Origin of the sequence: Massilia sp. UBA6681, assembly GCF_002454935.1 — a bacterium.
In the GTDB taxonomy this organism is placed as follows: domain Bacteria; phylum Pseudomonadota; class Gammaproteobacteria; order Burkholderiales; family Burkholderiaceae_D; genus Telluria; species Telluria varians.
Genome location: NZ_DKJX01000086.1, coordinates 19776 through 43157 on the forward strand (window position 1 = coordinate 19776; position 23382 = coordinate 43157).

Genomic DNA, 23382 nt, shown 5'->3' on the forward strand with positions numbered 1-23382 from the left:
TCTAATATTTCCTAAAATCATCATGTTGAGAACCGCTCTCGTTTTGGCAGCACTCACGTCGGCAGGCACGGCCGAGGCAGGCGTCATCGACCTGGGCAGCATGATGGGCGGGGCGAATATCTACACGCTCGGCAATTTTTCAGCGCGCTACAGCGACGTGGAAGGCGCCGTGGTCTCGGGTGGCAACGTCGACATCGCTTCCTACTCGATCAATGCCGAGCGCCAGGCCGCGTTCGGCAATCACGCGCTTGTCGCCCAGGGCGACATCAAGCTGTCGAGCGGCTCGATCAACCATGGCCAGATCTATGCCGGCGGCAAGACCACGCTGGAACATGCCGCCAGGCCGCAAAGCACGAGCGCCAGCCCGATCGACTTCGCCGCCGCTTCGGCCTATTACCTCAGCCTGTCCGAGGACCTCGCCAAGCTGGAGGCAAGCGGCAGCGTCAGCACGCTGTGGAGCGGCGTGCGTGTCAGCGGCAGCGGCAAGGGCGGTGTCGACGTGTTCAATGTGTCCGCCGACATGTTTCGGACCTCGAGCAGCTGGAGCCTTGACAACCTGGTAGCGGGCCAGACCCTGATCTTCAACGTCAGCGGCAATTCCGCCACCTTCAACGATGGCGGCATCAGCTTCGAACCGCTACGCAACTACAACGTGCTGTTCAATTTTCCGGATGCCATGGCGCTCAACCTGAAGGGCATCATCGGCAGCGTGTTGGCGCCCAAGGCGGCCGTTACCGCCAACTGGGGCGTGATCAATGGGCAACTGGTGGTGAACAGCTGGGATTCGACCATCCAGGTCAATGCCAAGCATTACTTCGCCCCGACCGAGCTCGCCGGTTTCCGGGACATCGTGGTGGCTCCGCCGATGACCGACGTGCCGGAACCGGGCACGCTGGCGCTGATGCTTGCCGGCGCCGCCATGGCCGTCGCGGGCCGCAGGAAGGCCCGCAAGGAGCTCGTGCAAGCGCCCGGGCTGGCTGCCTGAGCGCTTAGCAGGCGCAGGCGCGCGCCTGCTGCCGGCCCTGCGCCAGCATCGCCAGGGCCAGCAGGACACCCGACAGGGCAAGGCCGGCCGCGACCCATTGTGGCGAGGCATAGGAATAGCCCAGGGTCAGCGGAATCCCGCCGAGCAAGGCGCCCAGGGCGTTGCCGATATTGAAGCCCGACTGACCCAGCGAGGACCCCAGCATTTCCGCTTCGCGCGAATGCTCGATCAGCAGCATCTGGATCGGCGGGCCCAATGCCAGCGCATTGGCGCCGGTGGCGAAGGCCAGCACCAGCATGGCCGCCTGCGAGCTCGCGAACAGGCCATTGCTCAGCAGCAGGCCTGTCATCGTGACCAGCAGGATCAGGATGGCCTGCAGCGGCGGCACGCGGTCGGCCAGGCGGCCGCCCAGGTTCACGCCCACCGTCATGCCGACGCCGACCACGGTCATCACCATCGGGATCGTCGACGGCTTGAACCCGCTGACTTCGGTCAGCAGCGGCGCGATATAGCTGAAGAAGGCGAAGAAGCCGCCGGTGCCGATCGAGGTGATGGCCAGCGCCAGCCACAGTGCCGGGCTGCGGAAGATGCGCAGGTCCTGTTTCAGGCTGGTGCGCCCCTTGGCCTCGATTGACGGCACCAGCTGGCGCAGGGCCAGCACGGTGAGCAGGCCGATCACCGCCACCACCAGGAACACGGCGCGCCAGCTCATGTTGTGGCCGAGCCAGGTTCCCGCCGGCACGCCCACGACGTTGGCCAGCGTCAGGCCGGTGAACATGGTCGCCAATGCGGCGGCCACCTTGCCCTCGTCGGCCAGGCGGCTGGCGACGACCGCCCCGACGCCGAAGAAAGCGCCGTGCGGCAGGCCGGCCATGAAGCGCGACAGCATCATCACTTCGAAGTTCGGCGCGAAGGCCGACATCGCATTGAACAGCGTGAACATCAGCATGAACCAGATCAGCACGCTGCGCGGCGGGCGGTGCGCCATCAGGCTTACCAGGGTCGGCGCGCCGACCACGACGCCGAGCGCATAGGCCGTGATGAGGTAGCCGGCCTGGGGGATGCTGATCTGCAGGCCGCCGGCGATGTCGGGCAGGATGCCCATGATGACGAATTCGGTCATGCCGATGCCGAAGCCGCCGAGGGCGAGGGGAAGAAGGCTTTTCTTGATCAAGATGCGCTGCGCGTGGCGAGGAGGATCGGCCACTATAGCGCTTGATGCGCGCCCAGTCCGCTTTTGAGTCGTGATGACAGGTATAGCGGCCTGGTATGAAGTACGTACTAACCCTTACTCATCGATGTCTGGCCAGGCGATGCGGCCGTGGCCGGCATTGTCGAGCCGGGTGCGCAGCGCGCCGGCATCCTGCGCGGGCAGGCTGAAGTCGAACAGGACCTCGTCGCCATGCGCCACCGCGTCCAGGTGGGCGCCGGCGGCGTCGAGTTCGCGCCGCACCATGCCTTCGAGCGCATACGGCGCCGTGCAGCGCATGGCCTGCAGCTTGATGATCGGCACCTTCTGCGACAGCAGGAGGGCTTGCGCCACGCTGTCGGTATAGGCGCGCACCAGGCCGCCCGCACCCAGCTTGACCCCGCCGAAGTAGCGCACCACGGTGGCCAGCACGCCTTCCAGGTCCTGGTGGCGCAGCACGTCGAGCATGGGGCGTCCCGCGGTGCCGCTCGGTTCGCCGTCGTCGACCGCGGCCGACTGGCCGCCGGCCAGCAGGGCCCAGCATACGTGGGCGGCGCCGGGGTGCTCGGCGCGCAGGCTGGCGACGACCTGCTGGGCGCCGGCCCTGGCAGGCATCGGCTGGACGCAGGCAATGAAACGGCTCTTCTTGATGACGAGTTCGAAATGGACGGGGGAAGCGATGGTCTGTGGCATGACAGGACACGGAAAACAAAAAAGGCGTCACGATTGCTCATGACGCCTTCCTTGCTGAATCTTTGGTAGGCCGTGCTGGGCTCGAACCAGCGACCAACGGATTAAAAGTCCGCTGCTCTACCAACTGAGCTAACGACCCGAAGAAGCCAAGATTATAGCGGCACTCTTGCGATTTTCCAAGAACTTCCTGAGCGAATCTGCGCCGGCACGAAGACAATTCAGGTTTCGACGTGTTTGTCTTCCTCCTGCGCCTGGTGCATCGCTTCCGGCTCGAGCTTCTCCGCTTCGACGTTCTGGCGCACGAACAAGCCCCAGCTCGCCAGCAGCACGGCCGCGGCGATACCGATCGACGCCGCCTGCGGCAGCAGTTCGGGTTTGGTATGCAGGAAGGTGAACACGCCGATCAGGCACTCGACCCCCAGCGATACCACCACCACGATCAGGAAGCGCGACAGGAAGCGGCGCAGGCGGGTCGGGGAGCTGACGTGCACTTCGCGCTGCAGTTCTTCTTCCAGCACGGTCTGGCCCAGTTCGAAGGCGGCGACGGAGATGGTCAGCAGCCCCACGCATTCCAGGATGAGCTGGAAGCGCTCCTGCACGGTTTCCTTGTCGGGAGCAAACAGGGTCGACCAGATTTCCATGCCGGCAAGCACGATCAGCCCATAGCCGCAGATGAAGAACAGCAGGGCGATAAAAACGTAACCGAGGCTGCTGATTTTCTGTAGATATTTCACCGGACACCTCGAATTGGATGGTGCGGGAACTGTAGCATCCTCGCCGGTTTTTCTTCTGTGCGGCACGACACGCCGGCCGGAAGCGCGTTGCGCGCATGGAGCGGACTGACGCAGATGCAAAAAAGGCGTCACGATCACTCGTAACGCCTTCTTTGCTACAACTAATTCTGGTAGGCCGTGCTGGGCTCGAACCAGCGACCAACGGATTAAAAGTCCGCTGCTCTACCAACTGAGCTAACGACCCGAAAGAGGCAGCATTATAGCCGGGCATTCCGGTTTGCGCTAGTGCTACCTGAACAAGACAGCAATCACACCAGCGCCGCAGTCACCTTCAGCACCTCATCAGCCGTGGTCACACCCTCGACCACCTTCATCGCCCCTGCGATGCGCAGCGGCTTCATCCCATCCGCCACGCTCTGCTGGCGCAGCTTCTGGATCTCTCCCGATTCGCGCACCACGCGCGCAAACCCTTCGCTCACGCTCAAGAGTTCATAGATACCCGTCCGCCCCCGATACCCCGTCTGCCGGCATTCCGGGCACCCGATCGGACGATACACGACAGCAGGCTTCGGAATATTCCAGGCTCCCCCAATGCCCTGCCACACCTCGTCACTGAGTTCGCCGCCAGGCGCCTTGCAGTCCGGGCACAGCGTTCGCACCAGCCTTTGCGCCATCACGCCGACCAAGGTCGCTTCCAGCAGATAATCCGGCACCCCCAGCTCCAGCAGGCGCACCACTGCGGCGGGCGCGTCATTCGTATGCAGGGTAGAGAACACCAGATGTCCCGTCAGCGCCGCCTGGATCGCCATCTCCGCCGTCTGCAGGTCGCGAATCTCGCCCACCATGATGATGTCCGGATCCTGCCGCATCAGCGCGCGTATGCCATCGGCAAACGACAAGTCGATTCCCGGCTGCACCTGCATCTGGTTGAAGGAAGCCTCGACCATCTCGATAGGGTCCTCGACCGTGCACACGTTCACCTCGCTGGTGGCCAGCGCCTTCAGCGTCGTATACAAGGTCGTCGTCTTGCCCGACCCCGTTGGTCCGGTAACGAGGATGATCCCATGCGGCCGATTGGTCAGCGCATCCCAGCGCGCCGCATCGTCCGGCGGAAAACCCAGCTCCGGCAGCGTCTTGACGACCACTTCCGGATCGAAAATACGCATCACCAGCTTTTCGCCGAAGGCCGTCGGCAGCGTCGACAGGCGCAGTTCGACTTCCTGCCCGCCGGCGGTGCGGGTCTTGATCCGCCCATCCTGCGGCCGCCGCTTTTCGATCACGTCCATCCGCCCCAGCAGCTTGATGCGCGCCGTCATCGCAATCATCACGACCGCCGGCACCTGGTACACCTGGTGCAGCACGCCGTCGATGCGGAAGCGGATTACCGCAAACTCGCGCTTCGGCTCCAGGTGAATATCCGACGCGCGCTGTTCGAAGGCATAACTCCACAGCCAGTCGACGATGTTGACGATGTGCTGGTCGTTCGCATCGAACTGCTTGTTCGATTTGCCCAGCTCGACCAGCTGCTCGAAATTGTTGCGCATCGCCAGGTCCTGCCCGGTATGGCGGTTGGCGTCGCGGATCGATTTGGCCAGGCTGAAGAACTGCGAGATGTACTGCGCGATATCGAGCGGGTTGGCCAGCACCAGTTCGATCTTGCGGCGCGAGAGCTTGGCGATTTCCGCTTCCCATTCCACATTGGCCGGGTCGGCCGTCGCCACCACCAGCGTCGAGCCGGTCATTTCCACCGGCAGGATATTGAAGCGCGCCGCATAGCTGGCCGACATCACGTCCGCCACCTTGGTGAAGTCGATTCTCAAGGGATCGATACGGATGAAGGGAAGGCCGACCTTGCTCGCGCACCATTCGGTCAGCATGTCGAGCGTCAGCAGGCGGTGCGGCGGCAGGTTTGACACCAGCTTGCACTGGGCCACGGCAGTGAGCGGATGCATGGATCCGGCGGCATTCTTCAGGATGCCCTGTGCCTGCGCGAACAGCGCCTTGACGTTTTCCTTGGTGACGATGCCGTCCGCCAGCAGCCAGGAGAAGATGGACTGCAGGTCGAGCGCTCGCAGGCGCGGCGTCTTGGATGAAGCGGGGACGGCATGTGTATTCACCTTCGGCTCCCGTTAGAGTGGTTCAGGCGGCGAAGATGCCCTTGACCCAAGACTTCGCCGGCAGCTTGGTGCTTGCGACGATCTGCGCCGCACGGTGAGTGAGCGCTTCCTTGTCCAGTTGCGGGCGGTTCCTGAAGCACAGCGCCACCACGTTGCCGTCGTGCACTTCCGGCAGGCAGATCACGTGCTCGAAGGCGAACTTCATGGCCTTCAGGTTCTTGGCAAAGCTCGGGTGGTCGCCGAACAGGTTGACGGTCATGATGCCACCGTCCGCCAGGCAGTCGTTGCAGGCCTGATAGAACTCCGGCGTGTCCAGCACCGGCCCGCGCGCGGTGGCGTCGTACAGGTCGCACTGCAACACGTCGAAGGCGCCATGGTTGGCGGGATCGAGCACGAAATCCATCGCATCCATTTCCAGCACGTTCAGGCGCTCGTCATTGGGCGGCAGCTTGAACATCGAGGCGCAGATATTGATCACCGATTCATTGAGCTCGACGGCGGTGACGCTCGCGTCAGGGAACTGGCGGTAGCAGAACTTGGTCAAGGTAGCAGCACCCAGGCCCAGCTGGGCGATGGCGCGCGGCGATTCGATGAACAGCATCCAGGCCATCATCTGCTGCGCGTATTCCAGCTCCGGCCAGTCGGGCTTGCGGATGCGCATCGCGCCCTGCACCCATTCGGTGCCGAAATGAAGGTAGCGGACGCCGTCCTGTTCGGACAGGGTGACGGGGGCGAACTTGGGCTTGCGCGCGGGACGGCGCGAGGATTCGGCCTGTTCGATGGATTTGCGTTTGATGAGCATAGGGCAACCTGGTTGAATCGCCCTATTATCGGGGGAGGGGTTCCCGCAGCGCAAGCACGCCTTCGGAAGGCGCTGCGGGTTGCCGGCGCGCGGCCGGCGCAGGAATCAATAATCGATCGGCTGGACCGAGACGCGCAGGCGCACGCGGTTGCCCGGATCGCGGTTCATGACCGTGTTGTAAGTCTGGCCGCGGAACTCGTAGGTGACGTCGTAGCCGTTGGTGCGCGACTCGATGCTGTCGACGGTGCGGCACTGGCGCACGGCCTGTTCCTGCACGGCCGGGCCGCCGCGGTTGGCGTTTTCCGAACGGTCGCCGATCATGGCGCCGGCGATGGCGCCGGCCGCCGTAGCGGCGACACGGCCGCTGCCGCTGCCGACCTGGTTGCCGAGCAGGCCGCCCACGACACCGCCGACGATGCCGCCGCCGACGCCGCGTTGCTGCTGGACCGGCACCTGCACGTATTCGGTGCGGCATTCCTGGCGCGGGATCCGGATTTCTTCCAGGCGCGGCTGGACACGCACCACGCGGCCGAAGTCTTCGAAATCCTGGGCCTGGGCCAGCGGCAGCGTGGCGAGGCCCATGGCGGCAATGATCAGTTTGGCTTGAATGTTCATGTTCTACCTCGTAGTGGGCAATCGACGAGTCTGGTGGGGGGGAGGGAACCGACCGGACTTTCATGCCTCCTATGGTAATCCGATCCGGCGGACTCAAGCCAATCCACGTGGCAACAAAATGTAACAGCAACGCAAGCATTTTCCGCTTCGCGCAAGAATGACAGGGCTGTGGTGAGAAGCGTAATTTATACAGACAAGCGCATACTAATTTTTACAAATGCAATTCCTGTAATCACATTTGGGTTGCTTCCAATACCACAAAACGTTACCCTTACACACTAAGGGTCTTTTATTGGCGCATGGAAACAACAGCGGGAGAGATGAATGCGGCGGATGCCAACCGTCGCGCAATGTGGTGCGTGAACGCCCACATCACACCGACCTGGTCAACTTGAGGAAAAAATGAGTTTGTTGATGAGAGTGCCGCCCAATCTTGTGCAGTCGATCCGCGCCTTCCGCGTCGCCGAGCTGCAGCAGGAGGCTGCGCGCCTGGGTCAGCACTTCCTGTATGCACATTGTGCCAACACCTTGACCAAGCAGCAGGTGTGCGCCCGCATCGGCGAAAACTTTTATTTCCCCAAACCCTGCAGCAAGAATTTTGACACCCTGCGTAAGTGCCTCACTGAAACTGTTGCCGAGGCCGGCCCCCAGCCGGGTTTCCTCGTCGTCCTCGAGCAATTACCAAGCGCGCAAAAATTCGACAAGGAAGCGCGCGAAAACCTGCTCGACGTCTTCCGCGATGCGGCCGAATTCTGGGCCGAAAAGAAGGTCCCGTTCCGGGTATTCTACTCGTTCGCCATCCCGGCCTGAGGCCGAAGCTCTGGCAGAACCCTCCTCCCACTCGCCGACGGTTGCCCATCGGTGATACGGTACAATGCGCGGTATGAAAAATATCGTCATCCTGATTTCCGGCCGTGGCAGCAACATGGAAGCGATCGTGCGCGCCATGGAAAGCGAAGGCTGGCCGGCACGGATTGCTGCCGTCATCAGCAACAAGCCGGAAGCCAAGGGCCTGGAATACGCGCAGGCGCGCGGCATTCCGACCGCGGTCGTGGCCAACAAGGAATACGCCAGCCGCGCCGAGTTCGATGCGGCGCTGCAGGAAACGATCGACCGCTTCGCTCCCGACCTGGTCGTGCTCGCCGGCTTCATGCGCATCCTGACGGCGCCTTTCGTCGAGCACTACGCCGGCCGCATGCTGAACATCCACCCGTCGCTGCTGCCGCTGTACCCCGGCCTGGGGACGCACCAGCAGGCGATCGATGCCGGCGACAAGGAACACGGCGCGACCGTCCATTTCGTGACGGCCGAGCTCGATCACGGTCCGATCGTGGCGCAGGCGCGCATTCCCGTGCTGCCCGACGATACCGAGGACACGCTGTCTGCCCGTCTCCTCGTCGAAGAACACAAGCTCTACCCGTATGCGGTGCGCCTCTTCGTCGAAGACAGGCTCAGTATTGAAGAAAACGGCGACGTGCGCATCAAGGACGGCGCACTCGCCTAAACCACCAGAATCTAACGAAGGAACACCATGAGATTGCCTCCAGCGATCATCGGCAATACCGAAGAGGTATTGCGCGAGATCCTGCGCTTTATGTCGCCCGCCGACGTCACCCTGTCGCGCTACTTCAAGGACCACCCGCGTTTCGGCGGCCGCGAGCGCGGCGTCATTGCCGAGGCGGTGTATGCCGTCCTGCGCAACAAATCCTTCTATACCGACTTCGCCGGCGCCGGCAACACGCCCTCGATGCGCAAGCTGGCCCTGCTGGGCCTGGCCGAAACCGTGGGCATCGACGCGCTGGGCGGCCTGAGCGAGGACGAAACCCATCTGCTCACCCGCGTCAAGGAAGTCGACCGTTCGCTGCTGCCGCCGCAAATGCAGGCCAACATGCCGGCCTGGCTGTACGACAAGCTGGTGGCGCAGTTCGGCGAAGCCGAAGCGCTGGAACTGGCCGCCGTGCTGAACACCCCGGCGCCGCTCGACCTGCGCGTGAACTCGATCAAGGCGAATCGCGACGAAGTCATCGCCGAACTGGCCAAGGCCCCGATCGCCGCCGAGCCGATGCCTTACGCGCCGCTCGGCCTGCGCGTCCTGAAGAAGCCGGCGCTGCAGAACCTGCCGCTGTTCAAGGAAGGCGCGATCGAGGTGCAGGACGAGGGCAGCCAGGTGCTGGCCCAGATCGTCGGCGCGCGCCGCGGCGAGATGGTGGTGGACTTCTGCGCCGGCGCCGGCGGCAAGACCTTGGCACTGGGCGCGACCATGCGCAATACCGGCCGCCTGTACGCCTTCGACGTCTCGGAGAAGCGCCTGGCCAAGCTGAAGCCGCGCATGGCGCGCAGCGGGCTGTCGAACGTGCACCCGCAGCTGATCGCGCACGAGCGCGACGCCAAGATCAAGCGCCTGGCCGGCAAGATCGACCGCGTGCTGGTCGATGCGCCGTGCTCCGGCCTGGGCACCTTGCGCCGCAACCCGGACGTCAAGTGGCGCCAGAAGCCGGAAGCCGTGGCCGAGATGCAGGAAAAGCAGGCCTCGATCCTGGACGGCGCCGCGCGCCTGGTCAAGAACGGCGGCCGCCTGGTGTACGCCACCTGCAGCCTGCTGAACGAAGAGAACGACGTGATCGTCGAGCAGTTCCTGGCTACCCATCCGGACTTTGAACTGGTGCCGATGAACAAGGTGCTGGCCGAGCAGAAGATTCCGCTCGAAATGGACCAGTACCTCAAGATGCTGCCGCACAAGCACCAGACCGACGGCTTTTTCGCCGCCGTGCTCGAGCGCAAGGCCAAGGTCAAGGCGGCGCCGGCGGACGAGTCGGAAGTCGCCCAAGCCGAGGAATAACGCCGACACATGCCGCTCCAGCAACTGCTGGCCGACCTGCTCGGCGATATCCGACAGCCTGCCATCCTGTGGCAGGCGCTTGCCATCGTCCTGTGTGTCGCGGTCGGCTGGGGCCTGGCGCGGCTGATGCACCGTTCCTGGCTGGCCAGCCACCAGGACCAGCACCAGGGCCTGATCGGCCTGGGGATGGCCAGTTTCAGCCGCGTGCTGCCGCCGCTCTTGATCCTGGGCCTCCTGGTGACCACGCGCGCCGTCATGGCGCACTACCAGAGCGTGCACCTGCTCGACATCGCGGTGCCGCTGGCGTCCTCGTTCGCGGTGATCCGCACCTTCTTCTACCTGCTGCGCCGGGTGTTCGCGCGCCGCGGCCAGCTGGGCGAAGCACTGCAGACCTTCGAGAAAATCTTCGCGCTGGTGGTCTGGCTCGGCGTGGCCCTGCACATCGTCGGCGTGCTGCCGGATGTGATCGCCTACTTCGACAAGACCGAACTGCCGATCGGCAAGCACAGGCTTTCCCTGGCCGACCTGGTCGAGGGGACGGTCTCGATCGTGGTGCTGATGATGCTGGCGCTGTGGGCCGGCGCCGCGCTGGAAGAGCGCCTGATGCATGTGGAACGCATGCACAGCTCGATCAAGGTCGTGCTGGCGCGCATGAGCCGGGCGGTGCTGATCCTCGTGGCCGTGCTGTTCAGCCTGTCGCTGGCAGGCCTGGACCTGACCGTGCTGTCGGTATTCGGCGGCGCACTGGGCGTCGGCCTCGGTCTCGGCATGCAGCGCATTGCCAGTAACTATGTGTCCGGCTTCATCATCTTGCTGGAACGCAGCCTGACGATCGGCGACCCCATCACGCTGGATAAATACTCGGGCAAGGTGGCGCGCATCAATACGCGCTACACCGTGCTGCGCGGCGCCGACGGCACCCAGACCCTGTTACCGAACGAAATGCTGATCACCGGCGTGGTGCTGAACCAGTCCTCGACCAACCGCAACGTGCGCGCGGTGACCAAGTTGACCGTGTCTTACGACAGCGATTTGACGGCAGTCATGCCGCTGCTGGAATCGCTGCCGCGCGGTGTGCCCCGCGTGCTGGAGCAGCCGGCCCCGAATGTGTTGCTCAATGCCTTCGCGCAAGACGGCTACGAGCTCGAAGTCGGTTTCTGGCTCGGCGATCCGGAGAATGGGCAGGGCGGGCCGATCTCGGACGTGAACAAGAAGATTTATGCGCTTGTACAGACAGGCGAGATCAAACTTGGCCATCCGTCCATGGATACGCGGCTGCTTGATGCCCACATTACATCAGTTGTGGCGCGAACCCCGACTGCTCCTTGAAATAAGGCATGCACAAGCGCTCTTAAGCGTGCCGTGGGTCACTGGAACCGCGTAAAATGTCGGGTTGCGAGCGCCGCGACTGTCGGCGTGTCGACGCGATATCCATGGAGACTGAATGAATTTCTTGAGTAGCGAACCCGTGCAAGCCGTGCTGACCTTCCTGTCGACCGGCCTGCTCGACTTCACCGGTTGGCAGGTTTTCTTTGCCACGCTGGTGCTGACGCACATCACGATCGCCGCCGTGACGATCTACCTGCACCGCCACCAGGCGCACCGGGCCCTCGACCTGCACCCGATCCCGAGCCATTTCTTCCGCTTCTGGCTGTGGCTGACCACCGGCCAGGTGACCAAGGAATGGGCCTCGATCCACCGCAAGCACCACGCCAAGTGCGATACCGAGGAAGATCCGCACAGCCCGCAGACCCGCGGCATCCGCAAGGTGCTGTTCGAAGGCGCCGAGCTGTACCGTGCTGAAAGCAAGGTCAAGGAAACCATGGAGAAGTATGGCCATGGCACCCCGGACGACTGGATCGAGCGCAACCTGTACACCAAGCACAGCGCCATGGGCGTGGTGCTGATGCTGTTCATTAACGTCGCGCTGTTCGGCGTCATCGGCATTTCGGTGTGGGCGGTCCAGATGATGTGGATCCCGATCACCGCGGCCGGCATCATCAACGGCATCGGCCACTACTGGGGCTACCGGAACTACGATTGCAGCGATGCGGCCACCAACATCTTCCCGCTGGGCATCCTGATCGGTGGCGAGGAACTGCACAACAACCACCACACCTTCGCCACCTCGGCCAAGCTGTCGAGCAAATGGTACGAGTTCGACCTGGGCTGGGGCTATATCCGCATCCTGGAAACCCTGCGCCTGGCCAAGGTGAAGAAGGTCGCGCCGGCGCCGAAGTTTGCCAAGGACAAGATGGTGGCCGACCTCGACACCCTGCAGTCGGTGATCGCCAACCGCTACGACGTGATGGCGAAGTATGCCAAGTCGGTGCGCCACGCTTTCCACGAGGAATTCGAGCACCTGAAGCACAAGGCCGAGCTGGAAGCGCGCTTCCTGAAGAGCTCGCGCAAGCTGATGCAACGCGAACCGGCCAAGCTGGAGCAGTCGCAGAAGCAGCAACTGGTCGAACTGTTCCAGCACAGCAAGGCGCTGGAAACCATGCACCAGATGCGCGTGGAACTGGGCGCGATCTGGGAACGTTCGCACTCGACCCGCGACCAGCTGCTGCAGCAGCTGCAGGACTGGTGCGCACGCGCCGAAGCCTCGGGCATCAAGTCGCTGCAGGACTTCTCGCTGCGCCTGCGCAGCTACGCATAAGCGGCTCGTGTCGCAACAAGGGCGGCTCCTCCGGGAGCCGCTTTTTTTCGTCGCAAGATTTTTTAAATCAGCAGCACCTGCGCATCTTCCGGCAGCACCAGCCGCGCCCGCGGGTCGAAATCCTCGTTGCCGGTAAAGCGGTGGCAATACACCGGGGCATTCGCGTGGTTGCGGGCCGGCTCGCTGGTGGGGTAGCGCGCCAGCAGGCGGGTGCCGTCGACGACCTCGACCTGGGCGCGCGGCGACAGGCTGCACACCGACACGCCCAGCCTGCGCGTGGCGGCCCAGTTCAGGAAGCGGTGGTGCCAGGGCACGAGCGGATCGATGGTGGCGTGCACGTCGCGCAGCAGGCGCCGCATTTCGCCGATGGTCCAGGCATCCGGCGCCAGGGTCGGGATGAGCACCAGGTTGGCGCGCAGCTCGGACGGATGCTTGTTGATCAAGAAGCCGCCATCTTCCTGCGCGATCCGGTCGGCGACCGGCACGATGTACAGGCCGTGTTCGTCGGCGCGCATCGGCAGCGATTCGCCGCCGCCCTCCAGCCAGAGGGCCAGGTCGTCGGTGCGAATGCCGGCCCGGATGGGCCGCAGCTGCACCGCCAGCGCGGCGCGCCCTAGCAGGCTTTTCTGGACCGCCTTGGCCATCGGATAAAACAGGGGGCGGTAGGGGAGCAGGCGCATGCGAGCGGCGGCCTTGACTTCGACCATCGGCACGCCCTCGGGCCCCCTCGACTGGGCGTGCGCGGGCAGGGCGCCCAGCACACTGGCGGCGAGGAGGGACGACACAGGCAGTTTCAGCAGCGGATGCATGCTGGCTCGTGGTGAAGTCGGCAAGACCCCATGCTTTCACGGCCGAGCGCATATTGCAATATTCGCACTCGATCGCGCTGCGCCGAGTCAAGGCAGTGTTGTATTCGCGACGGTGCGTGCCGGACTCGGCAATAAAAAAAGCCGCCAGTCGAAACGGGCGGCTTTTTCGTAGAAACAAGATCGATTACTTGATCTTGGTTTCCTTGTAGATCACGTGCTTGCGTGCCTTCGGGTCGAATTTGGTGATTTCCATCTTCGCCGGCATGGTGCGCTTGTTCTTGGTGGTGGTGTAGAAGTGACCGGTACCTGCGGTCGATTCCAGCTTGATTTTGTCGCGGCCAGTTTTTGCCATGATAGCTCCCTAATTAAACTTTTTCGCCACGGGCACGCATGTCGGCCAGCACGGCGTCGATGCCGAGCTTGTCGATCACGCGCAGACCGGCGTTGGACAGACGCAGGGAGACCCAGCGGTTTTCCGATTCCACGAAGATGCGGCGGTTCTGCAGGTTCGGCAGGAAACGACGCTTGGTTTTGTTGTTAGCGTGGGAGACGTTGTTGCCAACCATCACTCCCTTGCCGGTAACTTGGCAGACACGTGCCATAGTGCACTCCTTAAGAATATCCAGATTTGGAAAAACGAGAGTATAGCGTGAAAACTGAAAGCAAATCAATCACTTGCGAAAAACAATTGTGTCTTCTGCTAATTCATGGATTTCACAATTGCTGATGAGTTCGCTAGAGCCTTGTTTTGGCACCGGTTTACGGGGCTTGCCTGCCATGCGGATTTACAACTGCCCGTGCTCGGCAAAGGAATGCACCTGGCTGCCGGCTACCACGAAGTGGTCGAGCACGCGGATGTCGACCAGGGCCAGCGCCTGCACCAGGCTGGCCGTCAGGCGCAGGTCGGCTTCGCTCGGCTCCGGCACCCCGGACGGGTGGTTGTGCGCCAGGATCACGGCCGCGGCATTGCGGCGCAGCGCCGCCTTCACCACCTCGCGTGGGTACACGCTGGTATGGGTCAGCGTGCCGCGAAACATTTCTTCATAGTTAATCAGGCGGTTCTTAACGTCCAGAAAGAGCACGACGAAGGATTCGTGCGCCTGCAGCGCGAACTGGTGGCGCAGCCAGGCGCGCACCGCGTCCGGCGAGCACATGCCTTCGCGTTCGAACTCCTCGGCCACGGCGCGCCGCGTCAGTTCGATTGCCGCCTGCAGCTGGGCATACTTGGCCGGACCGAGCCCGTGCAGGGCGCCGAACTCGCTGGAGCTGGCATGCAGCAGCCGGTGCAGCGAGCCGAAGTGGTCCAGCATGTCGCGCGCCAGTGCCACCGCACTTTTTCCCGCGACACCCACGCGCAGGAAGATCGCCAGCAGTTCGGTGTCCGACAGCACTTCCGGGCCGCCGCGCAGCAGCCGTTCACGCGGGCGTTGCTCTTCCGGCCATTCGGTGATTCTCATTGTCTGATCCTTGCGATAAAAAGGGACGTGCCGGGGCAGGGAGGCCGGGCGTGGCTTACAATAGCGGTTTGCCTGCAACAGGCCTGCCTGTCACCACAAAGAACATGTCCAACGCTCCAGTCGTCAACGAATCGTCCTACCTGACCCTGCATTATCGGCTGGCCACCGCCGACGGTACTGATCTCATCACTACCTTCAATGGCACGCCGGCTACCTTGATGCTGGGCCAGGGCCAGCTTGCACCCTTCCTCGAGTCGCGCCTGATCGGCCTGCCGGAAGGCGCGCACCAGACCTTCCAGCTGAGCGCGCTTGACGCCTTCGGCGAGCGCAACCCGGACCTGATCCAGCCGGTGTCGAAGGCAACGCTGGAAGAGAACTCGGTGCCGGACGCCGACTACAAGGTGGGCGAGCTGATCGAATTCAATGCACCCAAGGGCGGCCGCTTCGCCGGCGTGCTGCTGGAGATGCGCGAGACCACCGCACTGTTCGATTTCAACCACCCGCTGGCCGGCCAGGCCCTGCAATTCGAAGTGAAACTGATTTCGGTTCTGTAAACAGGAAACCTTCATGGAAAACGAGATTCTGCTTGCCCAGCCGCGCGGCTTCTGCGCCGGCGTGGACCGCGCCATCGAGATCGTCGAGCGCGCCCTGAACCAGTTCGGCGCCCCGATCTACGTGCGCCACGAGATCGTGCACAACGCCTACGTGGTCGAAGACCTGCGCAACAAGGGCGCGATCTTCATCGAAGAACTCGAAGACGTCCCGGCGGGCAATACCCTGGTGTTCTCGGCCCACGGCGTCTCGAAAGCCGTGCGTCTTGAGGCCGAAGCGCGCGGCCTCACGATCTTCGATGCCACCTGCCCGCTGGTGACCAAGGTCCACGTGGAAGTGGCCAAGATGCGCAAGCAGGGCTGCGAGATCGTCATGATCGGCCACGACGGCCATCCGGAAGTCGAAGGCACCATGGGCCAGGCCGAGGAAGGCATGCACCTGGTCGAGACCGTCGACGACGTGGCGACACTGCAGGTCAACAATCCCGACCAGCTGGCCTACGTGTCGCAGACCACGCTGTCGGTGGACGACACCGCCGAGATCATCGCCGCGCTTAAGGCACGCTTCCCGAACATCATCGAACCGAAGAAGGGCGACATCTGCTACGCCACCACCAACCGCCAGGAAGCCGTCAAGTTCATGGCGCCGCAGGTGGAAGTCGTGGTCGTGGTCGGCAGCCCGAACAGTTCCAACTCGAACCGCCTGCGCGAGGTGGCGGAGAAGATGGGCACGCCGGCCTACATGGTCGACCGGGCTGATGCGATTGATCCGCAATGGATCGCCGGCAAGAAGCGCATCGGCGTGACCGCCGGCGCCTCGGCCCCGGAAGTGCTGGTGCAGGCCGTGATCGACCGCCTCAAGGAACTGGGCGCGGCCAGCGTGCGTGCGCTCGAAGGCGTCGAGGAGAACGTGGTGTTCCCGCTGCCGAAGGGACTGGATGGCGCCAAGGCGGCCTGAGTCGGCGCGTCTTTACGGCGGAGCAAATTTGCTGGAGTGAGCTGATTTCCAGTGTAAGTTTTCCATTTGCCAAGTTATGATGACGGCCATCGGAACATGAACGCCAGGCCAAGGACGGCACTGCGGGGATACCCGGCAGTGCCGTTTTCATTTGACCGCAACGAAAGCGAACGCTCACGATGGAAACATTCATCCAACAACTCCTCAACGGCCTGGTGATGGGCAGCATGTATGCCCTGGTCGCCCTCGGCTACACCATGGTCTACGGGGTGCTCAACCTGATCAACTTCGCGCACGGCGACGTCTTGATGATCGGCGCGATGGTCGGCCTCACCATCCTCAAGCTGCTGGACGCCCATGCCCCCGGCCTGTCCGGCTGGCTGCAGCTGGCCATCGCCATCCTCGGCGCGATTCCGGTGGCCATCCTGGTCAACATCCTGATCGAGCGCGTCGCCTACCGCCGCCTGCGCAATGCGCCGCGCCTGGCGCCGCTGATCACCGCGATCGGCGTGTCGATCCTGCTGCAGACCTTCGCCATGATGATCTGGGGCCGCAGCCCGCTGCCTTTCCCGCAGCTGCTCTCGCCCGAGCCGGTGGAGATCATGGGCGCGCTCATTTCGCCTACCCAGATCCTGCTGCTGGTGCTGGCCGCCGTGGCGATGGTCGCCCTGGTGCTGCTGGTCGAGCGCACCCGCATGGGCCGGGCGATGCGCGCCGTGGCCGAGAACCCGCGCGTGGCCGGCCTGATGGGCGTGGACGCGAACCGCGTGATCGTCGCCACCTTCGCCATCGGCGCCGCGCTGGCGGCGGTGGCCGGGGTGATGTGGGGCGCCAACTACGCCTCGGTCACCTTTACCATGGGCATGCTGCCGGGCTTGAAGGCCTTCTGCGCCGCCGTGCTGGGCGGGATCGGCAACATCTACGGCGCCATGATCGGCGGCATCCTGCTGGGCATCATCGAAGCGCTCGGCGCCGGCTACATCGGCGACCTGACCGGCGGCTTCCTGGGCAGCCACTACCAGGACATCTTCGCCTTCGTCGTGCTGATCCTCGTGCTGACCCTGCGCCCGTCCGGCATCATGGGCGAGCGCGTGGCCGACCGCGCGTAACGGGGAGGGACACACCATGGCATTCCTGACTTTCGACGTCCGGCACAAGCCGCGCCAGGCCTACGCCAGCATGGCGGCCGTGCTGGCCCTGATGCTGGTCTTCCCCTTTGTCGCTTCCCAGTTCGGCAACTCCTGGGTGCGCATCATCGACATCGCGCTGCTCTACATCATGCTGGCGCTGGGCCTGAACATCGTGGTCGGCTTCGCCGGCCTGCTCGACCTGGGCTACATCGCCTTCTTCGCGGTAGGCGCCTACCTGGTGGGCCTGTTCTCCTCGCCGCAGTTCGCGGCGCTGCTGGAGTCCGTCATCTACTACTCGCCGGCGCTGGGCGAAGCCCTGGTCAGCTTCTTCGGCCCCGAGATCCAGCAGAACGGCATCCACCTGTCGGTATGGGCGATCGTGCCGCTGGCGGCGATCGTGGCGGGCCTGTGCGGCGCGCTGCTGGGCGCCCCGACGCTGAAGCTGCGTGGCGACTACCTCGCCATCGTCACGCTCGGCTTCGGCGAGATCATCCGCATCTTCATGAACAACCTGAACGACCCGATCAACTTCACCAACGGGCCGCAGGGCATCAACATGATCGACCCGATCCGCGTGTTCGGCGTGTCGCTGGCGGGCGAGGCGGGCTCGCAGGCCACGGTGCACGTCGGCGGCTTCTCGATGCCTTCGGTGAACGCCTACTATTTCCTTTTCCTGTTCCTCACCATCGCCACCATCTTCATCACCGCGCGCCTGCAGCATTCGCGCCTGGGCCGCGCCTGGGTGGCGATCCGCGAGGACGAGATCGCGGCCAAGGCCATGGGCATCAACACCCGCAACGTCAAGCTGCTCGCCTTCGCCATGGGCGCCAGTTTCGGCGGCGTGGCCGGCGCCATGTTCGGCGCCTTCCAGGGCTTCGTGTCGCCGGAGTCGTTCTCGCTCACCGAGTCGATCGCCGTGCTGGCGATGGTGGTGCTGGGCGGGATCGGCCATATCCCCGGCGTGGTGCTGGGCGGCGTGCTGCTGGCGGCGCTGCCGGAGGTGCTGCGCCACGTGGTGGAGCCGGCGCAGCAGGCGCTGTTCGGCACCGTCGTGATCGAGGCCGAGGTGCTGCGCCAGCTGCTGTACGGCCTGGCCCTGGTGCTGATCATGCTGGTGCGCCCGGCCGGGCTGTGGCCGTCGCCGAACCGGGAGGAGCGTCCCAACGCGGCCCTGGCGCGCGAGGAAGAAGAGGGAGCCAAGGCATGAGCGCGCAGATCATCTTGAGCATCGCCGGCGTCAACAAGCGCTTCGGCGGCCTGCAGGCGCTGACCGACGTCGGCATCCGCATCGAGCGCGGCCAGATCTATGGCCTGATCGGCCCGAACGGCGCCGGCAAGACCACCTTCTTCAACGTGATCACCGGGCTGTACCAGCCGGACAGCGGCAGCTTCGAGCTGGCCGGCAAGCCGTATTCGCCGTCGGCCCCGCATGAAGTGGCGAAAGCCGGCATCGCGCGCACCTTCCAGAACATCCGCCTGTTCGGCGAGATGAGCGCGCTGGAGAACGTGATGGTGGGCCGCCACGTGCGCACGCGCCAGGGCGTGTTCGGCGCGATCTTCCGCCACAAGGCGGCGCGCGAGGAAGAGGCGGCGATCCGCCGGCGCGCGCAGGAACTGCTGGATTTCGTGGGCATCGGCCAGTATGCGAACCGCACGGCCAAGTACCTGTCCTATGGCGACCAGCGCCGCCTGGAGATCGCGCGCGCGCTCGCCACCGACCCGCAACTGCTGGCGCTGGACGAGCCGGCGGCCGGCATGAACGCCACCGAAAAGCTGGCCCTGCGCGAGCTCTTGGTGAAGATCAAGAACGAAGGCAAGACCGTGCTGCTGATCGAGCACGACGTCAAGCTGATGATGGGCCTGTGCGACCGCATCACCGTACTCGAGTACGGCAAGCAGATCGCGGAAGGGATCCCGAGCGAGATCCAGAAGAACGAAGCCGTGATCAAGGCCTATCTCGGCGGAGCACACGAATGAGCGACAACATCCTGAGAATCAAGGGCCTGAAGGTCGCCTACGGCGGCATCAAGGCGGTGAAGGGCCTGGACCTGGAGGTGAACAAGGGCGAGCTGGTGACCCTGATCGGCGCCAACGGCGCCGGCAAGACCACCACCCTGAAGGCCATCACCGGCACGCTCCCGCCGTGCAAGGTGGAAGGCGAGATCAGCTATCTCGGCCAGCCGCTGCGCGGCACCCAGTCCTTCCGCATGGTCCAGCAGAAGCTGGCCATGGTGCCGGAAGGGCGTGGCGTGTTCACCCGCATGAGCATCCACGAGAACCTCATGATGGGCGCCTACACGCGCAACGACAAGGCGGGGATCGCGGCGGACATCGAGAAATGGTATGCGGTGTTCCCGCGCCTCAAGGAGCGCGCCAGCCAACTGGCGGGAACGCTCTCGGGCGGCGAGCAGCAGATGCTGGCGATGGCGCGCGCGCTGATGTGCCATCCGACCTTGCTGCTGCTGGACGAGCCCTCGATGGGCCTGTCGCCGATCATGGTGGAGAAGATCTTCGAGGTGATCCGTGACGTCTCAAACCAGGGCATCACGATCCTGCTGGTGGAGCAGAACGCCAAGCTGGCGCTGCAGGCCGCGCATCGTGCTTATGTGATGGAGTCGGGCAGCATGACCATGACCGGGAATGCGGCGGACATGCTGAACGATCCGCGGGTGCAGGCGGCCTACCTGGGCGAGTGATTCAGTCCAGTGGACTGAATCAGCATCCCGCCTATTCGGAAAGCAAAAAGCCGGAACGTCACCGTCCCGGCTTTTTCATTTGACCAGTCGCAGCTTAGGCGGCAGCGGTCTGGGTCGCGGCAGCAGCAGTAGCGGTAGCCTTGCGAGCAGTCGCCGAAAACTGGCTCACCGCTGCGTTGACGTTGTTTTCGATCGCTTCGGCAGCCTGCTTGCTGGTCTTGCTGAACTGCTCGTAGCCGGCGTTGGCGTTGCTGATCACGGTCTTGACGGCGGCAACGAAGGTTTCCGAACCGGCCGGGGCGTTCTTGCTCACTTCGTCGACCAGGGCGATGACCTTGCGGTTGGTTTCGACGATCTGGCTTTCGGCGGCTTTCGAGAACTCGGCGCCGGTGCCGGTGGCGATGGCGGCCAGCTGGCGGTTGTACGACAGGGCTTTTTCAGCGGCCGGCTGGGCCTGCGACGTGGTGACCGAGAAGAACTCCTGCGGATCCTTGGCGCTCAGCAGCTGGCGGGTGACGTTCGACGACTCTTCCAGGGCGCTGCGGGCGGTGCTGATGTTCAGGTCGACCAGCTTCTCCATGCCTTCGAAGGTCTTGGCCGTCAGCGACGACAGCAGGGCGAACTGCGATTCCAGGTTGGCTTTGGTGGCGTTCGAGAACTGCTCAGGAATTGCAAACATGTGACTCTCCAAAATTCAATGCGTTTAAGGGGATGGAATGTTGCTTGGACTTGTGAGGCAGGTTTTTTCCGTCCGATGTCGACGAAACTCTTTTTTGTGCACCGCAACAGGGCGAATTTTCAACCATGTCGACGGGCGAGTCAAGCGAATTTGACGCGCTGCACCATCGTTTGTGCATAAATTTCTTGAATGCATTGATTGCAAGAAATTTCAAGGACTTAGGCTTGATCTAGCGCAAGAAATGCTGTGTCAAGGGAAGCATCGAAACCGTCTTCTCCGGCGTGCTAGACTGTTGGCTTGTGTTTTCGCCAAGCCATCCATTCAAGCTGCTGTGCAGCATCCCGCTGACCATCCAACCATGCCTTCCGGTACCCGAACAAGCACTGCCATCCCGACCGCTTCCTGGCTTTCGCCGGTGCCGCTGCTGTTCGTGTTCCTGTGGAGTACCGGCTTCATCGTCGCCAAGCTCGGCCTGCCGTATGCCCCGCCGCTGAGCTTCGTGATCCTGCGCTGCCTGGGCGTGCTGGCGGTGCTGCTGCCGGTCGTGTTCCTGCTGCGCGCTCCCTGGCCGCGCGGCCAGATCCTGCACGTCGCGGTCGCGGGAATGCTGCTGCAGGCCGGCTACCTCGGCGGTGTCTGGGCCGCGATCAAGATCGGCATGCCCGCCGGGCTGACTGCGTTGATCGTCGGCATGCAGCCGATCCTCACGGCAGCCGCGGCGCCCCTGATCGGCGAGCGGGTACGCCCGCGCCAGTGGCTCGGTTTCGCGCTCGGCCTGTCCGGCGTGGTGCTGGTGGTCTACAGCAAGCTGCACCTGGCCGGGCTCACCGCCAGCGGCATTGCCCTGTGCGTGTTCGCCCTGTTCTGCATCACGGCCGGCACCATGTACCAGAAGCGGTATTGCCCGGGCTTCGACCTGCGCACCGGCACCGTGATCCAGTTCGGCGCCACGGTGCTGGCCTTGCTGCCGCTGGCCATCGTGCTCGAAGGCCTGGACCTGCGCTTCTCCACCATCACCTGGAGCGCGGAGTTCATCTTCGCCTGGCTGTGGTCGATCTTCGCGCTGTCGATCGGCGCGATCTTCTTGCTGTTCACCCTGATCCGGTGCAGCCGCGCCACCGAAGTCAGCAGCCTGCTCTACCTGACCCCGCCCACCACCGCCATTATGGCCTGGCTGCTGTTCGGCGAGTCCTTCAGCCTGCTCGCCGTGGCCGGCATGCTGGTCGCCGTGCTGGGCGTCGCATTCGTCGTCAAGCAACCCCATAACAAGGAGACCCCATGATCAACAGCCCCCAGCAGGAAGCCGTCGACGCCGCCATCACCTCGCGCCGCTCGATCCGCGCTTTTCTACCCAAGCCGGTCGAGCGTGCCGACATCGAGCGCATCCTCGAGGTGGCGGCGCGCGCGCCCTCCGGCACCAATACCCAGCCATGGAAGGTCTACGTGCTGACGGGGCAGGCGCGTGAGAAGCTGAGCGAGGCGATCCTGGCAGTGAACGCCGACCCGGAGCAGGCGCGCCGGCACACCGAGGAATACGCATATTATCCGCGCGAGTGGATCTCGCCCTTCGTCGACCGCCGCCGCAAGGTGGGCTGGGACCTGTATTCCCTGCTGGGGCTCACGCGCGACAACAAGGCCGGGATGGCGGCCCAGCACGCGCGCAACTACCGCTTCTTCGACGCGCCGGTCGGTCTCATCTTCACCATCGACCGCATCATGGAGCAGGGCTCCTGGCTGGATTACGGCATGTTCTTGCAGAGCATCATGGTCGCCGCGCGCGGCCGCGGCCTCGACACCTGTCCGCAGGCGGCCTTCACACAGTATCACCGCGTGATTGCGCAGCAGCTCGGGTTGCCGGAGAATGAAATGGTGGTGTGCGGCATGGCGCTCGGCTGGGCAGACCCCGGCAAGGTCGAGAATTCGCTCGTCACCGAGCGCGAACCGGTCGCGCATTTTGCCCGCTTCATGGAGTAAAGCGCAGGTCAATACGGGCGACGATGCAAGCGTAAATACTTGATTGGTAAGGCTTGTTGGTTTTCGGGTGTTGCCGCACGGAATGTATCTTTTCGCTTGCGATCAGGCGTCGTTCCGCTAAACTGCATCCGTACCTCATCAGTTTGCGCCAAAGGGTTCGAGATGTTCAAAGTTGCATTGGCTGCCATCGTATCGCTGCTGTTTGCGCTCCAGCCCGTCAACGCGGCCGGCGCGGGCGCCGGTGCGGGTGCAGGCGCCGAATCCGCATCCAAGTCCAAGTCCAAGAAAGCCCAGCCCGCCAAAAAGAAGGCCGTCAAGAAAAAGCGCGCCACCGGCCGCAAGGCCGCGCCCGCCAAGCGCAAGGACCTGGCCCAGTCCATCGCCGACGACAATCGCCAGCGCATGGTGCGCCGCGTGGAAATGGTGCGCGGCAAGCGCAAGGTCACCTATCATGTGGTGCGCCGCGCCGGCGCCGCCGCCGCCGCCGGCGCCGAG

25 protein-coding genes, 2 tRNA genes and 1 pseudogene are annotated in these 23382 nt (G+C 63.8%); 15 read left to right on the forward strand and 13 right to left on the reverse strand.

Translation table 11 applies throughout. The annotated features are described in order from the left end of the window. Positions 1 to 43 precede the first annotated feature (43 nt). The gene (locus tag B2R83_RS15460) at positions 44 to 985 is read left to right on the forward strand and encodes a choice-of-anchor A family protein (protein ID WP_292043022.1); all 942 of its coding nucleotides are present in this window, start codon (positions 44 to 46) and stop codon (positions 983 to 985) included. A gap of 4 nt (positions 986 to 989) precedes the next feature. Here the strand turns inward: B2R83_RS15460 and B2R83_RS15465 are convergent, their stop codons facing one another. The 8 genes from B2R83_RS15465 to B2R83_RS15500 all read right to left on the reverse strand — a co-directional run bounded on the left by B2R83_RS15465 (position 990) and on the right by B2R83_RS15500 (position 7135). Further along, the gene (locus B2R83_RS15465; RefSeq protein WP_292043023.1) at positions 990 to 2159 is read right to left on the reverse strand and encodes an MFS transporter; all 1170 of its coding nucleotides are present in this window, start codon (positions 2157 to 2159) and stop codon (positions 990 to 992) included. A 114-nt stretch (positions 2160 to 2273) separates the two neighbouring features. Continuing rightward, positions 2274 to 2867, reverse strand: coding sequence for an IMPACT family protein (locus B2R83_RS15470; protein ID WP_292043024.1), 594 nt, complete (start codon positions 2865 to 2867; stop codon positions 2274 to 2276). Positions 2868 to 2930: 63 nt separating this feature from the next. Beyond that, a tRNA-Lys gene (locus B2R83_RS15475) sits at positions 2931 to 3006 on the reverse strand. Between the two features lie 79 nt (positions 3007 to 3085). Further along, a complete protein-coding gene (locus tag B2R83_RS15480) occupies positions 3086 to 3601 on the reverse strand; it encodes a hypothetical protein (protein ID WP_209587690.1) in 516 nt (171 codons plus the stop codon). Between the two features lie 168 nt (positions 3602 to 3769). Continuing rightward, positions 3770 to 3845, reverse strand: a tRNA-Lys gene (locus B2R83_RS15485). 64 nt (positions 3846 to 3909) lie between these two features. Further along, positions 3910 to 5553 (reverse strand): GspE/PulE family protein, encoded by a 1644-nt coding sequence (locus B2R83_RS15490; protein ID WP_307189297.1) that lies wholly within the window; start codon positions 5551 to 5553, stop codon positions 3910 to 3912. Positions 5554 to 5740: 187 nt separating this feature from the next. Then, a complete protein-coding gene (locus B2R83_RS15495) occupies positions 5741 to 6520 on the reverse strand; it encodes a spermidine synthase (RefSeq protein WP_292043030.1) in 780 nt (259 codons plus the stop codon). Between the two features lie 105 nt (positions 6521 to 6625). After that, on the reverse strand, positions 6626 to 7135 hold the full coding sequence (locus B2R83_RS15500) for a glycine zipper 2TM domain-containing protein (protein ID WP_036214580.1): 510 nt from the start codon (positions 7133 to 7135) through the stop codon (positions 6626 to 6628). Positions 7136 to 7537: 402 nt separating this feature from the next. On the opposite strand from B2R83_RS15500, the gene B2R83_RS15505 reads away from it, so the two are divergent. From B2R83_RS15505 to B2R83_RS15525, 5 genes are all read left to right on the forward strand, one after another. Next, entirely contained in the window at positions 7538 to 7945 is a 408-nt protein-coding gene (locus B2R83_RS15505) for a barstar family protein (RefSeq protein WP_292043035.1), read from the forward strand. A gap of 73 nt (positions 7946 to 8018) precedes the next feature. Next, positions 8019 to 8639 carry a phosphoribosylglycinamide formyltransferase gene (gene purN / locus B2R83_RS15510; protein WP_036214583.1) on the forward strand — a complete coding sequence of 207 codons (621 nt, stop codon included), beginning with the start codon at positions 8019 to 8021 and terminating at the stop codon, positions 8637 to 8639. A 27-nt stretch (positions 8640 to 8666) separates the two neighbouring features. Continuing rightward, positions 8667 to 9974, forward strand: coding sequence for an RsmB/NOP family class I SAM-dependent RNA methyltransferase (locus B2R83_RS15515; RefSeq protein WP_036214586.1), 1308 nt, complete (start codon positions 8667 to 8669; stop codon positions 9972 to 9974). Positions 9975 to 9983: 9 nt separating this feature from the next. After that, positions 9984 to 11303, forward strand: a complete 1320-nt coding sequence (locus tag B2R83_RS15520) for a mechanosensitive ion channel family protein (protein WP_292043039.1) — start codon at positions 9984 to 9986, stop codon at positions 11301 to 11303. A 115-nt stretch (positions 11304 to 11418) separates the two neighbouring features. Further along, positions 11419 to 12633, forward strand: coding sequence for a DesA family fatty acid desaturase (locus tag B2R83_RS15525; RefSeq protein WP_292043042.1), 1215 nt, complete (start codon positions 11419 to 11421; stop codon positions 12631 to 12633). Positions 12634 to 12695: 62 nt separating this feature from the next. Here the strand turns inward: B2R83_RS15525 and B2R83_RS15530 are convergent, their stop codons facing one another. The 4 genes from B2R83_RS15530 to radC all read right to left on the reverse strand — a co-directional run bounded on the left by B2R83_RS15530 (position 12696) and on the right by radC (position 14899). Then, on the reverse strand, positions 12696 to 13442 hold the full coding sequence (locus tag B2R83_RS15530) for a hypothetical protein (protein WP_292043052.1): 747 nt from the start codon (positions 13440 to 13442) through the stop codon (positions 12696 to 12698). Positions 13443 to 13626: 184 nt separating this feature from the next. After that, the gene (gene rpmG / locus B2R83_RS15535) at positions 13627 to 13794 is read right to left on the reverse strand and encodes a 50S ribosomal protein L33 (RefSeq protein ID WP_005665735.1); all 168 of its coding nucleotides are present in this window, start codon (positions 13792 to 13794) and stop codon (positions 13627 to 13629) included. Positions 13795 to 13807: 13 nt separating this feature from the next. After that, positions 13808 to 14044: a 50S ribosomal protein L28 gene (rpmB, locus tag B2R83_RS15540; RefSeq protein ID WP_026354825.1), complete on the reverse strand. Its 237-nt coding sequence runs from the start codon at positions 14042 to 14044 to the stop codon at positions 13808 to 13810. 183 nt (positions 14045 to 14227) lie between these two features. Next, positions 14228 to 14899: a RadC family protein gene (gene radC / locus B2R83_RS15545; RefSeq protein WP_292043072.1), complete on the reverse strand. Its 672-nt coding sequence runs from the start codon at positions 14897 to 14899 to the stop codon at positions 14228 to 14230. A 104-nt stretch (positions 14900 to 15003) separates the two neighbouring features. On the opposite strand from radC, the gene B2R83_RS15550 reads away from it, so the two are divergent. The 6 genes from B2R83_RS15550 to B2R83_RS15575 all read left to right on the forward strand — a co-directional run bounded on the left by B2R83_RS15550 (position 15004) and on the right by B2R83_RS15575 (position 20234). Then, positions 15004 to 15453: an FKBP-type peptidyl-prolyl cis-trans isomerase gene (locus B2R83_RS15550; protein WP_036214603.1), complete on the forward strand. Its 450-nt coding sequence runs from the start codon at positions 15004 to 15006 to the stop codon at positions 15451 to 15453. Between the two features lie 13 nt (positions 15454 to 15466). Further along, positions 15467 to 16408 (forward strand): 4-hydroxy-3-methylbut-2-enyl diphosphate reductase, encoded by a 942-nt coding sequence (ispH, locus tag B2R83_RS15555; RefSeq protein WP_292043092.1) that lies wholly within the window; start codon positions 15467 to 15469, stop codon positions 16406 to 16408. A gap of 179 nt (positions 16409 to 16587) precedes the next feature. Further along, a complete protein-coding gene (locus tag B2R83_RS15560) occupies positions 16588 to 17517 on the forward strand; it encodes a branched-chain amino acid ABC transporter permease (RefSeq protein WP_036214608.1) in 930 nt (309 codons plus the stop codon). Positions 17518 to 17533: 16 nt separating this feature from the next. Further along, on the forward strand, positions 17534 to 18745 hold the full coding sequence (locus B2R83_RS15565; RefSeq protein ID WP_292043102.1) for an ABC transporter permease subunit: 1212 nt from the start codon (positions 17534 to 17536) through the stop codon (positions 18743 to 18745). After that, entirely contained in the window at positions 18742 to 19515 is a 774-nt protein-coding gene (locus B2R83_RS15570) for an ABC transporter ATP-binding protein (RefSeq protein ID WP_292043103.1), read from the forward strand. The genes B2R83_RS15565 and B2R83_RS15570 overlap by 4 nt, the downstream gene beginning before the upstream one ends. Continuing rightward, a complete protein-coding gene (locus B2R83_RS15575) occupies positions 19512 to 20234 on the forward strand; it encodes an ABC transporter ATP-binding protein (protein ID WP_292043104.1) in 723 nt (240 codons plus the stop codon). Before B2R83_RS15570 ends, B2R83_RS15575 begins: the two co-directional genes overlap by 4 nt. Positions 20235 to 20328: 94 nt before the next feature. Here B2R83_RS15575 and phaP read toward each other — a convergent pair whose 3' ends face one another. Next, complete coding sequence (phaP, locus tag B2R83_RS15580; protein ID WP_036214616.1) at positions 20329 to 20913, reverse strand: TIGR01841 family phasin; 585 nt, start codon at positions 20911 to 20913, stop codon at positions 20329 to 20331. 358 nt (positions 20914 to 21271) lie between these two features. Here phaP and B2R83_RS15585 point away from each other — a divergent pair, with 358 nt between their 5' ends. The 3 genes and pseudogenes from B2R83_RS15585 to B2R83_RS15595 all read left to right on the forward strand — a co-directional run. Beyond that, positions 21272 to 22195 carry a DMT family transporter gene (locus B2R83_RS15585; RefSeq protein WP_292043105.1) on the forward strand — a complete coding sequence of 308 codons (924 nt, stop codon included), beginning with the start codon at positions 21272 to 21274 and terminating at the stop codon, positions 22193 to 22195. After that, a complete protein-coding gene (locus B2R83_RS15590) occupies positions 22192 to 22887 on the forward strand; it encodes a nitroreductase (protein WP_036214617.1) in 696 nt (231 codons plus the stop codon). The genes B2R83_RS15585 and B2R83_RS15590 overlap by 4 nt, the downstream gene beginning before the upstream one ends. A 162-nt stretch (positions 22888 to 23049) precedes the next feature. Further along, positions 23050 to 23382, forward strand: a pseudogene (locus tag B2R83_RS15595) (hypothetical protein); the annotation flags it as partial.

Bases quoted from the DNA above. Each gene is read 5' to 3' on its own strand.
- B2R83_RS15500 (WP_036214580.1), bottom strand. From the start codon at position 7,135: ATGAACATTCAAGCCAAACTGATCATTGCCGCCATGGGCCTCGCCACG.
- B2R83_RS15570 (WP_292043103.1), top strand. From the start codon at position 18,742: ATGAGCGCGCAGATCATCTTGAGCATCGCCGGCGTCAACAAGCGCTTC.
- rpmB (WP_026354825.1), bottom strand. From the start codon at position 14,044: ATGGCACGTGTCTGCCAAGTTACCGGCAAGGGAGTGATGGTTGGCAAC.
- B2R83_RS15505 (WP_292043035.1), top strand. From the start codon at position 7,538: ATGAGTTTGTTGATGAGAGTGCCGCCCAATCTTGTGCAGTCGATCCGC.
- B2R83_RS15470 (WP_292043024.1), bottom strand. From the start codon at position 2,867: ATGCCACAGACCATCGCTTCCCCCGTCCATTTCGAACTCGTCATCAAG.
- B2R83_RS15550 (WP_036214603.1), top strand. From the start codon at position 15,004: ATGTCCAACGCTCCAGTCGTCAACGAATCGTCCTACCTGACCCTGCAT.
- rpmG (WP_005665735.1), bottom strand. From the start codon at position 13,794: ATGGCAAAAACTGGCCGCGACAAAATCAAGCTGGAATCGACCGCAGGT.
- B2R83_RS15490 (WP_307189297.1), bottom strand. From the start codon at position 5,553: ATGCATCCGCTCACTGCCGTGGCCCAGTGCAAGCTGGTGTCAAACCTG.
- radC (WP_292043072.1), bottom strand. From the start codon at position 14,899: ATGAGAATCACCGAATGGCCGGAAGAGCAACGCCCGCGTGAACGGCTG.
- phaP (WP_036214616.1), bottom strand. From the start codon at position 20,913: ATGTTTGCAATTCCTGAGCAGTTCTCGAACGCCACCAAAGCCAACCTG.
- B2R83_RS15565 (WP_292043102.1), top strand. From the start codon at position 17,534: ATGGCATTCCTGACTTTCGACGTCCGGCACAAGCCGCGCCAGGCCTAC.
- B2R83_RS15560 (WP_036214608.1), top strand. From the start codon at position 16,588: ATGGAAACATTCATCCAACAACTCCTCAACGGCCTGGTGATGGGCAGC.
- B2R83_RS15495 (WP_292043030.1), bottom strand. From the start codon at position 6,520: ATGCTCATCAAACGCAAATCCATCGAACAGGCCGAATCCTCGCGCCGT.
- B2R83_RS15525 (WP_292043042.1), top strand. From the start codon at position 11,419: ATGAATTTCTTGAGTAGCGAACCCGTGCAAGCCGTGCTGACCTTCCTG.
- B2R83_RS15520 (WP_292043039.1), top strand. From the start codon at position 9,984: ATGCCGCTCCAGCAACTGCTGGCCGACCTGCTCGGCGATATCCGACAG.
- purN (WP_036214583.1), top strand. From the start codon at position 8,019: ATGAAAAATATCGTCATCCTGATTTCCGGCCGTGGCAGCAACATGGAA.
- B2R83_RS15575 (WP_292043104.1), top strand. From the start codon at position 19,512: ATGAGCGACAACATCCTGAGAATCAAGGGCCTGAAGGTCGCCTACGGC.
- B2R83_RS15515 (WP_036214586.1), top strand. From the start codon at position 8,667: ATGAGATTGCCTCCAGCGATCATCGGCAATACCGAAGAGGTATTGCGC.
- B2R83_RS15530 (WP_292043052.1), bottom strand. From the start codon at position 13,442: ATGCATCCGCTGCTGAAACTGCCTGTGTCGTCCCTCCTCGCCGCCAGT.
- B2R83_RS15585 (WP_292043105.1), top strand. From the start codon at position 21,272: ATGCCTTCCGGTACCCGAACAAGCACTGCCATCCCGACCGCTTCCTGG.
- B2R83_RS15590 (WP_036214617.1), top strand. From the start codon at position 22,192: ATGATCAACAGCCCCCAGCAGGAAGCCGTCGACGCCGCCATCACCTCG.
- ispH (WP_292043092.1), top strand. From the start codon at position 15,467: ATGGAAAACGAGATTCTGCTTGCCCAGCCGCGCGGCTTCTGCGCCGGC.